This is a genomic window from Bacillus sp. AF62 (assembly GCF_050312695.1).
Lineage (GTDB): Bacteria > Bacillota > Bacilli > Bacillales > Bacillaceae_G > Bacillus_A > Bacillus_A cereus.
The window spans coordinates 227,903-242,201 of the sequence record NZ_JBNPJZ010000058.1; the positions used below are offsets into that span (position 1 = coordinate 227,903).

Genomic DNA, 14,299 nt, shown 5'->3' on the forward strand with positions numbered 1-14,299 from the left:
TTCCTCCTAGTTATTTAATGTATAGTTTCTCAAAATAGTCATTTAGTATTGGTATAATATAAATCATAGGTGTTTCATACGGATGAATATCATTAATAACTTCAAGAACATCTTTTACAAGTTCTCGTTTACACTTTATTTCAACTTTACATTCTTGTCCTTCGCATATTTGACCAATTTCTCCATTAAAAGGAGATGCCTCTTCTAAAGGTCTCCAATATCCTTTCACTGAACTATAGGAAAGACAATGGTCATATTCGCCCGTTTTACATGCTCCAATTTTATTTAATTCATCCCTTAATGTTTCAATATATTCTTCAGGAATGAACACTTCAATTTTCACTTCAGTAAATTGCATATTTCATTTCACACCTTTACTTCCTAATAGTTAAACAAATAAACGATATACTTGCTCACCATCATACTCCTGTCCTAATGATATGAAACCATATCGTTCATATAATTTCTTTGCAGAGATATTATCTTTATGTACGGTTAATCTAATTTCTTTACACGCCTTAAACGTATTTTTTATTATATTAATACTTTCTTGTAATGCTGCTTTTCCATAACCATTACCTTGTTGCGATTGATCAATAATAAATCCGTTAATCCAATACATATCCGATGTCTCTATTACAACAGCATGCATAACAAAACCAACCATAAGGTCACCATCGTATATAGCGAATGGTATGTACTCTACATTGTCACCATCTGGTTTTATATATACTTTAGCAAGTGAAACTGCTACAGCGGGGACAAATTTTCTTTGATCTTCTTTAACTTGTAACTTTAATGCATCTTCCCAATTGTCTCTCGTAACAACCTTTAACTGGACATTCAATATTGTAAGCTCCTTTATCTAGAGGATGTATTTTTATATTCAACGCATTGAAATAATTCCCTTTTTCGACAGCAACTTATAACATAATTTTTATAAAATCTTGAATGAATTTTTCTGCATCTATTTCTAAAGCTATACGGGCTCCTTCAGATTTAGAGTTAGGGCGAAAATCAGCAAATGTTTGTCCTTTCGTATCTCCGTATGTATCTACATTTACTGTACGATGCACAAATTCAAAAAAACTTGGATTTACTAATCCACTTATTGCAACCACATCATGTAGCAAAGGTCCTTCCATAGATGGATTAAGTTTTTGGTATGCGGATAGATAGTAGTCATACATTGGTTTCATTATCATATGAAATGGATTCTTTGCATTAGCTTGAATATAGTTAAATACATTTGGTGTTAACACAGCTTTGTTTGTTACATTTAAAGGGAATATTAATAAATTCTTTGCTTGATGGAAAACAATTTTACTTGCTATCGGATCTCCATACACGTTTGCCTCTGCTAATGGCGTAACGTTTCCTACTTCTAAAAAAACACCACCCATGAAATAGATTCCTTTTACATTTAGCATTAAATCATTCCATAAATTAAAAGCAATTGCTAACGAGGTAGATCTTCCTACATCAACAATCGTTAAATCTTTTCCGTACTTTATAAGAATCGCAGCAATACTGCCGAAATTATATATTGGAATAGATAATATATTTCCTGGAACATGGATGGGCCCTAATCCTTCTGCTCCGTGAATTTCAGGATAGTACGTAGTGATTTCTTCTGTCAGTGGTTTTGTTGCACCACTAATGACAGGAATGTCTTGTCTATTTGCTAACTGTAAAATATACGCTGCATTATGTGCAGCATGTATATGCTCAACATTTCCGTATCCGGTTACAATACCGACAATTTCAATTTCGGGATGCAGTAAACCATACATAATGGCAAATGAGTCATCAATACCTGGGTCTCCGAAAAATAATACTTTTTCCAAGAAATACTCTCCCTTCATAAAAACATAGAGTCATCAATAACTATGTATATGAAAAAAGCAAGTATATCTATGCGAATTTTAGAATGGATAATGTTTTACAAAACATTAAAAAGGAACTAGCGAATGCTAATTCCTTTCTTCAGTAACCATTCTCAAATTTAATTAATTATCGTATCCTTCATAAATTGCATCATTTATTAGATTTTGTGTTTTTTTATCATCAGGTGCAGGCTTCCACCAATTTCCTGTAATAAATAACATAGTTAATAAATTATAACTATCACTAAAATAACTTTCTCTCTTATTCTTCATCCAATCCCAACCACTATTTACCCACTTTTGATTATTGCTACTCGTTATACTTGCAACAATAAACGGTGAAACAAATACAGCAGTTGGATAACTACCAATATTGGATCCATTTAATTGATAACCATCCACAATTTTAGAAGGATTTCCATTCGTTTTATTTTGAATCCATGAAGAGACTTTATCAGAAATGACTTTACTTCGCTTCTCGCCGTACATCGCATAGTCCATTACAATTCTTAAAGGTACTCGACTAGCATTATAATAATATGCATTTGTATATTCTGACTCATCTAAGAAGTCTTTAGGTGCGGGTTGTGGTGGGTTTTTTACAACGAAATCTGAAATAAGTCCTGTATTTGGAGAGTACTTATTACTAAATTGCGTATAAACATCGTACAAATTATTAATAACAGTAAGCCAAGTTTTATCACCTGTAAATTCATAAAATGCTCTAAGGTGTGACATCATCCAATCAGATGGTCTCGTATCAAGTGAACTTTTAGAATCCCAATCTCCTAAATTTAGTCGGTTATTATTTGTAACATTACTAGCTTTAATACCTTTTGTAATCATGTCTTGTGCTTCTTTCAAATAATTAACTGTTCCATTAGATCCCCACTGCTTATGAGCAAGAAGAAGAGAATACGCAATATCTAAATCCCCATCAGTAGCAGAATCAAAATGACCTTGTGCTTTTTTACTATCTGCGACAACCCATCCCATTAAATTAGGATTTTGAGAGCTTTTAAAAGTTCTTGCTGTTTTAAATAAACCGTCATAGATTTTTTGAGCATTCGAATCATAACCAGCCATTAATACTGTAATTATCATCCCATACCCTTGACCTTCTGAAGTTCCAAGTGGCTTAAACCCATCAGCATCACCTGTAATCTCTCCTTTTACATAATAACCACCAGGTAAAGAAGATAAATCATTTTTCAAATATTTCTTTTTCCAATTATCATAGTAACTTCTTACAGAAGCATTTAAACTTTCCTGTGTAACATGATTCGGTTTTATAACACCTGCATAATTAACTTGCTGGGGAAATGGTTTCATCTCCTTTGCAGCAGCTACTTGTTGATTAACTACGGGAATAGAATTTTGTATTGAATTTTCCGTTACACTTGCTGCGAAACTAGAATTAGAAAAACTAGCTAGTCCGATTCCTACAATAGAAATACATGTGAAAATTTTTCTTTTTCCATTCATTATGTTGTCAGCTCCTTTTAAAATGCTTACTACATAAAATGTAACATACAATATTTAACTGAAATACAAAATATTATATTTATCAACATAAGAAAGAAACTATATAAAAAAGTATCATAAAATTATTATTGAATTACATTATACGGATTGATTATTTGCTAAATTCCTATGTTTTTCTTTTCTTAATACTGGTATATGAGCAATCACAATTCCAAGTATAGTAATTCCTCCGCCAATTATCGAAACTAAAGTTGGCACTTCTCCTAACCATATCCAAGCAATGAAACACGCAGTTATTGGCGTTAAATATAGAGAACTTGTTGCTTCAGAAGCACCAGCACGAGATATAATATAGGCCAATGCAATATACGGGAGTACTGTTGGAAAGACACCTAAATATATAACGCTCAAGTTAACTTCAAGAGGAGCTGCTAGTACTTCTTGATAAACTCCGGGTAAGAAAATAAGCATACATACAGTACTAGACAAAATTGTATATATGGTAAATGGTAAGAAGCCGTATTTTTTTAAGTAAGATGTTTGGAAAACGAAAAATAGACTTTCTGAAATCGCCGCTAATAATATAAATAATCCCCCGCTATTCAATTGAATAGCATCGCCCTGGCTAAATGAAATTAAGGCAATTCCTGCAAAACTAATTACACCACCAAGCCAACCATTTAATTTCATTTTGTCATTCAAAAAAACAGAAGCAAGAATTGCCGTCACTATTGGAGTGACTGAAATTATTAAACTTGCAGATCCAGCATTTACTGTTTTTTCGCCGTAGTTTAATGCGATGTGATAAATAGTAAACCCTAAAGCACCAAATATAAAAATTGCTGGGATATCCTTTAAATCCGGTAATCGTAGTTTGTATATAAATGAAAATAACAAAAGTATAAATGAAGCGATTAATAAGCGTAGTAAAGTAAGGTGTTCAGGCGTATAAGATTCAAGCCCCATACGAATTGCTGGAAAAGCAGTTCCCCATATAAGAATTGTAAAAGCGTGAGCACATATAATGCGTAAATCCCATTTTTTATTATGCATATTTTCTCTCCTTCCCTAAAAAACCAACCATTTTTAAATTACCAATTATTTCTTTTCATCATATTTAATAGTTGATACAATGTCTTCAACCAGTTATTTATCGGAAAAACCAACCACTTTGAATCTTTTAAATAAACGAAGGAGTTTTTTATATGACAACCGATAAAAAAGTGCCCAAATATCGGCAGATAATAGACTATATGAAAGAAAAAATTGAAAACGGAGAATGGCCAATTGGAAGTAAAATCCCTAGTCAGCGGCAGTTAGCAAAATTATTTCATGTAAATCGAAGTACTGTAATAACTGCACTAGATGAACTTATGGCAGATGGTTTAATTCAAGGACAAATCGGAGCAGGAACAATTGTAACAAATAATACATGGTCATTATTAGCAACTAATCCCCCGCCCGATTGGAGTGAATATGTAAAGGCCGGTATTCATAAACCAAGTAAGTTAATGGTGCGAGAAATAAATGAAGCAGAAGCAAATAAAACGCTTATCCATCTTAGTAAAGGTGAACTTGCACCTCACCTTTTCCCGCTCGAAACTATGCAATCTATAATTAAAAACGTCAGTGAGGAATTAGATTATTTCGGATACGAAGAACAAAAAGGTTTTTATCCGTTACGTGAAGCAATAAGCAAATACGTAAAATCATTTGGAATACATGCATCACCGGGTTCTATATTAATAGTCTCTGGTGCACTCCAAGCATTACAATTAATATCAATTGGTCTTTTACATAGAAAATCAACTGTTTTACTTGAACAACCTTCTTACCTATATTCACTTCATGTTTTTCAATCAGCAAATATAAATTTATCCGGTATATCAATGGATCATCACGGTATTTTACCTAACGACTTATTAAAACGAATTAAATATAGTCAAAAGAATAATATTTTATATTCAATCCCTTGTTTTCAAAATCCAACGGGGATATTGATGTCCAAAGAGCGAAGAAAAGAAATATTAAAAATATGTGAAAAAGAGCAATTGCCTATCATCGAGGATGATATTTACCGAGAGTTATGGCTTGATGAATCACCTCCAGCTCCTTTAAAGTCGATGGATAAACATGGACATGTATTATATATTAGTAGTCTCTCTAAAACACTTAGCCCAGGACTTAGAATTGGATGGATAATCGGACCAGAACCTGTTATTGATAGATTGTCAGATATAAAAATGCAAACAGACTATGGATCCAGCTCTTTATCTCAAAGAGTAGCTGCTGAATGGATAAATGAAGGTTTTTATGAAGAACATGTAGCAAACGTAAGAATGCACCTGAAAGAACGAAGACAAATAATGATACGAGCTTTAAATAAATATTGTGCAGATATTGCATCATGGGATATTCCTAGTGGTGGATTTTTTATATGGCTAAAGGTTGTACATAACATTCCGATGAAAAAACTATTTTCAGAGGCACTATCAAAAGGAATTCTTTTAAACCCGGGACGTATTTATGAAGAAGAATCAGATCAGTACATTCGTTTATCATATGGATATGCTACTCCAGAACAAATGACTAACGGAATTAAATTGCTCAGTGAATTAATTCGGAAGTTAACGGCATAAAAAAATCCTCTTTTGTTTTTGGAGGATTTTTTTACGTATCTTATTTACCACAACCGCATTTCCTGCCCCAACATAATAAGTTCTTCATAAGGATCTCCGTCAATATTTAATACTTGAGCAAAAGCAGGTTCTGTTTTTAAACCTTGTTCCTTTAAGTGAATAACTTCTTCCCTTATATGGGGATGCTGCATTAATAACATGTGCTCCACTATCATATGTCTATATGCATTTTGATTACGCACTGGCTTCGGTTGAGCAAATAATTCAAATTCAAAACCTTCGAATTCAAAATTCACCTTTATCGATTCAGTACCTTTAATTTTTTTCTTTTTAATGTTGAACCCTCCATAAGAACCATATAAAGATCTCATTTCCTGCTCAAAAACATCAAAGTTATATACTTCCATTACTATATCTAAGTCAGATTGAGGAGTATCAATTCTTATCGGGATTGTCCCGCAAAGAACGGGATCATATAAAGCTAAATCCTCCATTATATTTAGGCTATTCAAAACATCATATATTTTTTGTTGCTTGTCATTGCCCGATTGTAAATATGTAATAGATGTAAACATAGAAGTCTCTCCTTCATTTAACATAATAATCAGCTCACTAAATTTGAGAAAATAGTTCAATCATTGGATTTTGTTCTAGGAGTACCTTTATTTCAATATATTAAGCCGAACTAACTATATTTTTCAACTTTTCTCCTATACTGCAATACTATAAAAATAAAAAAGGAGGAATTATTATGAGCATTTTTAACATTCTTTTAACCATACACATCCTATTTGGAACAATATGCTTAATCACTGGTATTGTAGCGATGGTTGCCCAAAAGAAGAAAGGAAAACATACCGAATGGGGCGAAATATATCATGCATCCTATGTTGTCATTACCCTTACGGCAATAATATTATCCATTATCAACTGGGATAAAATCGCATATTTATTTTATGTAGCAATCTTCTCTTATTCATTTGCGATTTATGGATACCTTGCACGAAAAAAACGTTGGAAAAATTGGCTCCATCACCACATTAGAGGTATGCTAGGTTCTTATATTGGTGCAGTCACCGCACTTTTAGTAAATATCGGCATCCATATTCCCATTTTAAATTTACTTCCGCCAATATGGTTTTGGTTTTTACCCACCTTAATTGGTATCCCCCTCGTAGCCAGTGTATCAAAAAAATATAAAAAGCGTAGTTGAAATTAATTACATTTTGATTACTTTCTGATTATTAGAATGAAAAATTATACTCTATGTATTACAAATAATATTATGAATGCTCGTCCTATGAATATTTAAAATAAAATGCCGCCCAACAGGACGGCTCTTATTTTTACTTTACAAACGTAACATATTCACCAGAAACCCATTGATTTCCACCAACATTATACCAACCATCTTTATATCCAAACGATTGATATTTTTCACCTTTATACACGTTTTTCACAATGCCGTAATTTGTTCCAGGGCCGGTACGAACACGCAATACATCAGCGATTATAGTAACTACACCTACACCATCGTTTGATGATTGTGAAGTTGCTGGTACATTTCCTCCCGTATAACGGATGTATGATGGATCGTTATAAACCCACTGATCGCCACCTAGATTTAACCAACCATTTGTTTGTCCAAATACTTTGTAGGACTCTCCTTTCCCTAATTGACGAATAACGCCATATCCAGTACCAGGTCCTTTTCGTAAATTTACATTACTACCGTTAATATAAGCAATCCCTACACTATCATTCGACGGGGGAGGAGTCACTACGTTTTGAGCACCTTTTCCAAAAGTATCCGTTCCATATCCTTTGTAGTTATATTGCAAATGCGGGCTATCCACAAATCCTTTCCAGTCACCGCCCCATTCAAAGCCAATTTGTTTAGCATAACGAATTGCTGATGCCCACGGTTCTTTATTATAGCCATTCCAATCTTCTGTACCATTCGACTGAATTGGAACAAAATCTAATGCCTGTCCTACTAAGTGATATGAGCGCATCGTTTGTGATGCTCCTTTACGAACATATTCACGTTGTTGCTCGACCGTACGGATTGTTTCATAAATTAATACTTCAATTCCATTGTCGATACAGTACTGATACCACTTAAAAGCTGCAGCTTTCGTATTATCCGCTAATTTATTCAGATTACTTACATTTCTATTGTGGTATTTCAATATGCAACATCTCCTTTTCTATTATCCTATGCAAAACTCGTCTCACGGGTTGTACATATACCTAGAACGATACGAAGTACAAATACATAGGAAGCCAATTCAGCTAAAAAGGTTTTCACTTCTAGCTTCAAACTTTGTAAGTTGAAATCGAAGTAATAAAAAAACCACAACCTAAGTCTTCCAGTTGCGGTTTTTGGTATTTTCTTTTTATATGCTACATGCCTTCTTTACAGGTTGTGTAAATTTTTCCTTTATGAATAACACTTCTTATTCATGACTTTTCAAATCCAATAATATTGAATGTAAACAATCCGGATAATTAGTAAACATCCCATCGACTCCCCATGAAAGTAACTTTTTCATATCTTTTTCATTATCTACTGTAAATGGATGAACTTCTAATCCGTTTTTCTTTATTTTATTTACATAATCTGAATCAATATATTTGTAATTCATACCAAGACCTATGCAGTACATTTTATACTTTTCTATCTCTAATTTTGTTAATTGAACTGCTTTTTTATAAGGTAATAATTGTACTATGGATATATTACTATTTAAGCTATGAATCTTTTGTAGACTTTCTTCACTAAACGATTGAATAATAACTTTATCCTGTATTTCGTAGTGATTAATAATTTCTAATAATTTTTCTTCCATTCCTGGATATTCATCAGGTGTTTTTGTTTCGATATAATAGTTCGCGTTATGCCCAAACGTTTCAATAATTTCTGTTAATGTTGGGACTTTTGCATTTTCAAATTCTTTCTTTGCTAAGTTCGGATATTTTTCATTAAAAAAAGAACCTGCATTTAGTTGCTTTATTTCTTCTAATGTATGCTCTTTCACTAGCCCTGTACCATTTGTTGTACGGTTTAAGGTTTCATCATGCATAGCCACTATATGTCCATCTTTTGTCATTTGAAGATCGATTTCTATATAATCTCCATTCATTTGTTGGCCTAATTGATATGCTGCTATTGTATGTTCAGGCGCATATGCAGAAGCACCTCTATGTGCGATATTTTTTATATGATTTGATTGATTAATAGCTTTAGTATACTTATGTTCATTTATTTTCTGAAAAACAAAGATACTTATTACTATAAAGGTACAAATTATTGTAACGAGATATATCTTTTTCATAACGATTTATAAGCTCCTATATAAAGACGATTTAACTTGAATGATTTACTCAATTAAATGTCGATTTTCCAATACAGTCATTTTGCCGATAGCTTGAAATCCCGATTTTTTATAAATATTGATTCCATCGGGTGAAGCTTGTAATACACAATACGTATTTTTAAATTTATGTGCTTCTTGCAGCAGGAAATTGAACATAGCAGATCCGAACCCTCGTCCTCTCATTCCTTCTTTAGTTGCTATGTCATAAATACCAATACTATCTTTTGAACATATCAATGAACCAACAGTTACGACTTCACCTTCATATAACCCTAAAAATAATTTCAGATTCTCACTGTTACATATATCAAGATTAGAAATTTGATTATAGAATGCTTGTACATGTATACCTTCTTCTGATGCGCCGAATAGATCAGCTAACGTTTCTCCAAATTTATTTATTTGTCCAGGTGAAGATGCTTGTTGAATAGTAAAACTTACTGGCATGTTTATTGTTGGGGAAATTGTTTTTAAGTCTGCTACCATCGCAATATTCTGTTCCACTTCTTTTAAACCGATTTTAATTAACTCACTTTTTATATCCCGCTCTTGCTCCTCATCCCATAACCAAACACTCATTGGAAAATTTCTTTGATAATAGTATTCTACCTCTTTATATAATTTCTCAATCCCTTCCGTTAAATTATTGTTTAGTAGAGTGATGATATTAAATGTATCGGCAGGTAATCCACAATCAACAGCAATATAATCTTTCGTTTTTTTTATACTCATTCCGGGCACAAATTGTGCAATATATGAAGTTTTAAATGCAAAGTTATCTAGTAGTTGTTGTTTATAATTCATCAATAGTTCTCCTTTTCATAAAAAGTAACACTCGAATTTTTCTATATTAAATATAACATATTAGAAATTTACCATTTTCTATAAAAAGTACCTCTTTAAATTGTGCTCTATAGTTTAAAATAATTAAAAATGATATAACGTTGTCGGAATGAAAAAAGTGGTATATAATAAATATTAACATTACTAGTAATTATTTTAGGTATTCCTAGAATAAAGGAGCGATACATATGAAAATTACTATTTATTTCGGAAGTCATGAAGATCAAGATGTTCGTACTATGGACTGTCATTTAGATGTAGAAGATACAGAAGAGATTGTTTCTGTATCATAATATAAATAGTTAGGGTAAACCCTATTCCTTACAGCGTTTAAGGCACCTTTTATAAGGTGTCTTTTTTGTTATATTTTCATCAAAAACCCTTTACTTTATAGCGTTTTAATAGTAAAATATAAATATACGAACAAATGTTCTTTTTGTTTTAAACGTACATGAAGGGATGATTTTAACAATGGCTCCATTAAAGCGCAGAGGAAGAAAAAAGCAAGCACCTATTATTTCAAATACAGGCTTTATCGGCTCTGTCTTTATTGATACATTGGAGTTACAAAAGAAATCCTATTATTTCGCTCGTAAAAAACTTCAAATTGTTCATCACGTACTAGATGGTCTCTCTGGAGCAACAAGTGCTTTATTTAAAGAACATAACATTTCAGCATACATGTCATGTGTGTATTTACATAAACAAAAGAAAATTGGTTTTGTTCTTTCAACGAAACCATTTGAACAAAGTGATGGCGTTGCTTATTTTGTAAATTATTTAATCGAAAAGAATTTTTATGGCGGCCATGATGAAGATGTAGAATATCAAGAAGTATTTAATACAGGTTTTATCGGTGTAGTATTCGCTGATTTATCTAGTATAGATCGCTTTAATTTCGAGTTTGAAATGGGTATGCTAACGAAATTAATGAAAGATATGATTATTCCAGTTAAAGAACTCTTTTTACGCCATAATGTACCGGCTTACATCTCCACTTCTCACTTAGAAGAACAAAACAAATTAGGTTTCGTTCTCTCTGTAAAGCCATATGACGAACGCGCTGAAGCAGATTTATATTTTGAAGCATATTTAAAAGAACGCGGATTATTTATTGGTGATGAAGAAGATGATATTGATAAGATTGTCATTAGAAAAACCGCTGAATTACGATAAAAAAGCGCAGGATCAGCATCCTGCGCTTTTTAAGTTACGTTAAACACTATAATCTTTTGAATGAATTTCTAAATTTAACTTATTTGCTAAAATTTTATTCAAAGTAAAAAATACAATCCCCCCTGCAATGGGAAGCGTGTAGGCTGGAATGAAATTTAATAATAGTCCTGATATTGCAAGTGCTATTGGCTGCATTATTTTACCTAAGCTTAATCCAATACTAAGAACTCTTCCTCTATATTCTTCAGGAATCTCATTTTGCATGAAATACATTAAAGGAATATCAATTTGTGCTATCATAAATCCTAAAAAGAACATAATCATGCAATACGTAGTAACATATACCAAATTATTTACTACAATAGGTTTAAATAAAACAGGTATTCCTGAAACTATCATAAAAATCGCCAACATAAAACTTATTTTTTTCAATAGATAAGAATAAGAAAAACAATCAGTTATCTTTTTTACTAGTATTGCACCAACTATCATACCTATCGGGAAAGTCCCTTGAATCATACCAAATTGCTTAGAACTAAGATTAAGAACTGTGTTAATAATGTATGGCAACGGAACAGTTACAGCAAAGCCTAAAAAGAAATTAAGAGAAATTAAAATACTAAAAGTATTTTTTAAGCGTTTCCGCTCCAATAAATAAGAGTATCCCTCCTTTATATCTTCAATAAAATTAATTTCTCTAATTGAACATTCCTCATTTATGTTTTGCTCAAACAATTTAAAGTTAATAAACAATATGGAAATAGCCGAAAGGATAAATGAAATACCATTTATAATTATAAAAATTTTAATATCAAAGACTGCAAAAACAATCCCCCCTAACATAGGCCCTAGAATTAAAGATATAGAATCGATAATTTTACTTATAGAATTAATACTCATTAACCGCTCTTTAGTGACCATATTCGGTTTTACGGCCTCTAAACCTATTCCAAAAAAAGTTGTAAATACTGTCATAAGAAAGGTAGTAGTATAAATGATAAATAAGTTTAATCCATAATAGCTGCTTAGTATATAAACAGTTATTAATAAGCATCCGCTTAGTAAATCCATACAAATAACCAGTTTCTTTTTATCAACCTTATCAGCAATGACACCGGCAAATGGATTCATAACAATCATTGGAATCGTTCCTAATATGAGCGAAATTGCAAAATTTAACGCAGATCCGGTTATTTGTAAAACATACAATCCTAATGCAAAACTATAAATAGAGCTACCAAATAGTGATACTGTTTTTGCAATTGAATATAAACAAATATTTCTTAGTTCTTGGTTTCTTTTTTTATTTTCTATATGTAATCGTAAACTTCCCATCACTTTTCCCCCTGCCTAACTTTGTGTTACGTACATTGTAAGTTCTTGGGTCAACCCAATAGCAATATGTACTATTTGAAAAGTTTTAAGGGAAAATAAATAAAAGATGGAGTTAACCCCATCTTTTTCCGAAAAATGAATATGTATAAATTTCTTCTCCTTGAACAAAGAAATCCTCGTACTTTCCGCCTCGTTTTAAATAATTTGAAGTACTTTCATCAATCGATTGAAACTGTAAATTTTGGATTTCTTTCGTTACTTTTGCAGATGTAAAATTCTCTCGGAGTCTAGGTGCAATTTGGCTATTTATGCTGAATTTATTAAATAAAATAAATGAACTTAATAAATAACAATTAGGTTTAAAAAGGTAATTTAATTCGCGTAATAAAAACTCCTCATGTTCAAAACTATAATTACTTGTACCTGATTGATCAATTACAATATCAGCAGAATAATTCTGAATAGGATTGTTTAGAAAGTCAGCACAGATAAATACAATATTTCTTTTCAAATTTCTTCTCTCAATTACATCTTTTAAAAGTAAAAGTTTATTCAAATCTCGATCAACAGCAATATATAAACACTCTACCGGTAGTTCTTCATAAATATTTCGTAAAAAGAACCCAATACCAGACCCTAAATCAAGTAGTATTTTTTCATTTAAATCTAATTGCATTAGTTTCTTTTTCGCCCATTCTCCTCCTCTTTGAACATTTTCCAAAAAAGCAGTATCCGTTTCATGGATATAATCTGAAATAGAATCTTCAAGTGATTTCCTCTTATACACCTCAAATAATTTTCCAGCTGTTAAAACTCCGGAAGTAATCGCGTATTCTTCACCACAATTACAAATTAATTTCCCCTCAACAATTTGATTTTTATTAATAATGCCATCTTCAAGAATTAAATTTCCGTTACACTTAACACATTTAAATAAATGAAGTACTTTTAAATCTACCCCTAAAATTGAACTCGAAATTTCAGTTTCTATAGATAAATTATTTAACGTTTTCTTTAATTTATCTTTTCGTTCCTTTAAGGTTTTTATCTCTTGTTCAATCTTTTCATATTTTACTTTAAATAAAGATTGATAAAAAATATCCTTTTCATAGTCTAAGGATTTCCCTAAATTTTTATAAAGAAACAGTTCTTTAATTTCATTCAAGCTAAACCCTATCCATTTGTACTCTAATATAAGTTCTATATCCTTTTGACAATACTCGTCAAAAAAATAGTGACTTCCTTTTTTCTCAGGAATAACGAGTCCGAGATCCATATAATGTCTAATCGTATCTACACTTACATTATTTACTTCTGCAAACTTACTGATTTTCATCCTAATCACTACCATTTATATATTTGTTTATACATACTTCTTTATTATTTTAAAAAATCCTTTCATCTCCCTATATAAAATTGTTTATATTATGAAAAAGATGTAATTAATTTTAGAGTTCCGCCACATATCCATCAAGCTAAGCTTATATAAGTTTAGCTACTCTTTTTAATCTTGAATTTTAAAAAAGAGTAGTAGGTAGTACGGTTATGTCTATAT

General features: G+C 31.6%; 14 protein-coding genes. 3 read left to right on the forward strand and 11 right to left on the reverse strand.

Annotated elements, in window-relative coordinates; all coding sequences use genetic code 11:
- Positions 1-10: 10 nt before the first annotated feature.
- The 5 genes from cutA to ACQRBL_RS13240 all read right to left on the reverse strand — a co-directional run bounded on the left by cutA (position 11) and on the right by ACQRBL_RS13240 (position 4,424).
- The gene (gene cutA / locus ACQRBL_RS13220; protein WP_001160792.1) at positions 11-358 is read right to left on the reverse strand and encodes a divalent cation tolerance protein CutA; all 348 of its coding nucleotides are present in this window, start codon (positions 356-358) and stop codon (positions 11-13) included.
- Positions 359-388: 30 nt separating this feature from the next.
- Positions 389-847, reverse strand: a complete 459-nt coding sequence (locus ACQRBL_RS13225) for a GNAT family N-acetyltransferase (RefSeq protein ID WP_001102673.1) — start codon at positions 845-847, stop codon at positions 389-391.
- Positions 848-923: 76 nt separating this feature from the next.
- Positions 924-1,847, reverse strand: a complete 924-nt coding sequence (locus ACQRBL_RS13230) for a nucleoside hydrolase (RefSeq protein WP_088020203.1) — start codon at positions 1,845-1,847, stop codon at positions 924-926.
- 162 nt (positions 1,848-2,009) lie between these two features.
- A complete protein-coding gene (locus ACQRBL_RS13235; RefSeq protein ID WP_098377089.1) occupies positions 2,010-3,371 on the reverse strand; it encodes a glycosyl hydrolase family 8 in 1,362 nt (453 codons plus the stop codon).
- Positions 3,372-3,509: 138 nt separating this feature from the next.
- Positions 3,510-4,424, reverse strand: coding sequence for a DMT family transporter (locus tag ACQRBL_RS13240; protein ID WP_023522095.1), 915 nt, complete (start codon positions 4,422-4,424; stop codon positions 3,510-3,512).
- 152 nt (positions 4,425-4,576) lie between these two features.
- On the opposite strand from ACQRBL_RS13240, the gene ACQRBL_RS13245 reads away from it, so the two are divergent.
- A complete protein-coding gene (locus ACQRBL_RS13245; RefSeq protein WP_098377088.1) occupies positions 4,577-6,010 on the forward strand; it encodes a PLP-dependent aminotransferase family protein in 1,434 nt (477 codons plus the stop codon).
- Positions 6,011-6,054: 44 nt separating this feature from the next.
- On the opposite strand, the gene ACQRBL_RS13250 is transcribed toward ACQRBL_RS13245, so the two are convergent.
- Positions 6,055-6,585: a DUF4269 domain-containing protein gene (locus ACQRBL_RS13250; protein WP_097966181.1), complete on the reverse strand. Its 531-nt coding sequence runs from the start codon at positions 6,583-6,585 to the stop codon at positions 6,055-6,057.
- Between the two features lie 176 nt (positions 6,586-6,761).
- Here ACQRBL_RS13250 and ACQRBL_RS13255 point away from each other — a divergent pair, with 176 nt between their 5' ends.
- Positions 6,762-7,223 (forward strand): DUF2306 domain-containing protein, encoded by a 462-nt coding sequence (locus tag ACQRBL_RS13255; RefSeq protein ID WP_053564312.1) that lies wholly within the window; start codon positions 6,762-6,764, stop codon positions 7,221-7,223.
- 133 nt (positions 7,224-7,356) lie between these two features.
- Here ACQRBL_RS13255 and ACQRBL_RS13260 read toward each other — a convergent pair whose 3' ends face one another.
- The 3 genes from ACQRBL_RS13260 to ACQRBL_RS13270 form a co-directional block, all read right to left on the reverse strand.
- The gene (locus ACQRBL_RS13260) at positions 7,357-8,202 is read right to left on the reverse strand and encodes an SH3 domain-containing protein (protein WP_097966183.1); all 846 of its coding nucleotides are present in this window, start codon (positions 8,200-8,202) and stop codon (positions 7,357-7,359) included.
- A gap of 267 nt (positions 8,203-8,469) precedes the next feature.
- Complete coding sequence (locus tag ACQRBL_RS13265; RefSeq protein WP_023522091.1) at positions 8,470-9,348, reverse strand: glycerophosphodiester phosphodiesterase; 879 nt, start codon at positions 9,346-9,348, stop codon at positions 8,470-8,472.
- A 45-nt stretch (positions 9,349-9,393) separates the two neighbouring features.
- The gene (locus ACQRBL_RS13270) at positions 9,394-10,194 is read right to left on the reverse strand and encodes a GNAT family N-acetyltransferase (RefSeq protein ID WP_411995539.1); all 801 of its coding nucleotides are present in this window, start codon (positions 10,192-10,194) and stop codon (positions 9,394-9,396) included.
- Between the two features lie 510 nt (positions 10,195-10,704).
- Here ACQRBL_RS13270 and ACQRBL_RS13275 point away from each other — a divergent pair.
- A complete protein-coding gene (locus ACQRBL_RS13275; RefSeq protein WP_000035355.1) occupies positions 10,705-11,409 on the forward strand; it encodes a hypothetical protein in 705 nt (234 codons plus the stop codon).
- Positions 11,410-11,448: 39 nt separating this feature from the next.
- On the opposite strand, the gene ACQRBL_RS13280 is transcribed toward ACQRBL_RS13275, so the two are convergent.
- Both ACQRBL_RS13280 and ACQRBL_RS13285 read right to left on the reverse strand, forming a co-directional pair.
- Entirely contained in the window at positions 11,449-12,744 is a 1,296-nt protein-coding gene (locus ACQRBL_RS13280; RefSeq protein WP_000535169.1) for an MFS transporter, read from the reverse strand.
- Positions 12,745-12,856: 112 nt separating this feature from the next.
- On the reverse strand, positions 12,857-14,080 hold the full coding sequence (locus ACQRBL_RS13285) for a MerR family transcriptional regulator (protein ID WP_411995538.1): 1,224 nt from the start codon (positions 14,078-14,080) through the stop codon (positions 12,857-12,859).
- Positions 14,081-14,299: the final 219 nt, after the last annotated feature.

Bases quoted from the DNA above. Each gene is read 5' to 3' on its own strand.
- ACQRBL_RS13270 (WP_411995539.1), bottom strand. From the start codon at position 10,194: ATGAATTATAAACAACAACTACTAGATAACTTTGCATTTAAAACTTCA.
- ACQRBL_RS13275 (WP_000035355.1), top strand. From the start codon at position 10,705: ATGGCTCCATTAAAGCGCAGAGGAAGAAAAAAGCAAGCACCTATTATT.
- ACQRBL_RS13250 (WP_097966181.1), bottom strand. From the start codon at position 6,585: ATGTTTACATCTATTACATATTTACAATCGGGCAATGACAAGCAACAA.
- ACQRBL_RS13255 (WP_053564312.1), top strand. From the start codon at position 6,762: ATGAGCATTTTTAACATTCTTTTAACCATACACATCCTATTTGGAACA.
- ACQRBL_RS13280 (WP_000535169.1), bottom strand. From the start codon at position 12,744: ATGGGAAGTTTACGATTACATATAGAAAATAAAAAAAGAAACCAAGAA.
- ACQRBL_RS13240 (WP_023522095.1), bottom strand. From the start codon at position 4,424: ATGCATAATAAAAAATGGGATTTACGCATTATATGTGCTCACGCTTTT.
- ACQRBL_RS13235 (WP_098377089.1), bottom strand. From the start codon at position 3,371: ATGAATGGAAAAAGAAAAATTTTCACATGTATTTCTATTGTAGGAATC.
- ACQRBL_RS13265 (WP_023522091.1), bottom strand. From the start codon at position 9,348: ATGAAAAAGATATATCTCGTTACAATAATTTGTACCTTTATAGTAATA.
- cutA (WP_001160792.1), bottom strand. From the start codon at position 358: ATGCAATTTACTGAAGTGAAAATTGAAGTGTTCATTCCTGAAGAATAT.
- ACQRBL_RS13285 (WP_411995538.1), bottom strand. From the start codon at position 14,080: ATGAAAATCAGTAAGTTTGCAGAAGTAAATAATGTAAGTGTAGATACG.
- ACQRBL_RS13245 (WP_098377088.1), top strand. From the start codon at position 4,577: ATGACAACCGATAAAAAAGTGCCCAAATATCGGCAGATAATAGACTAT.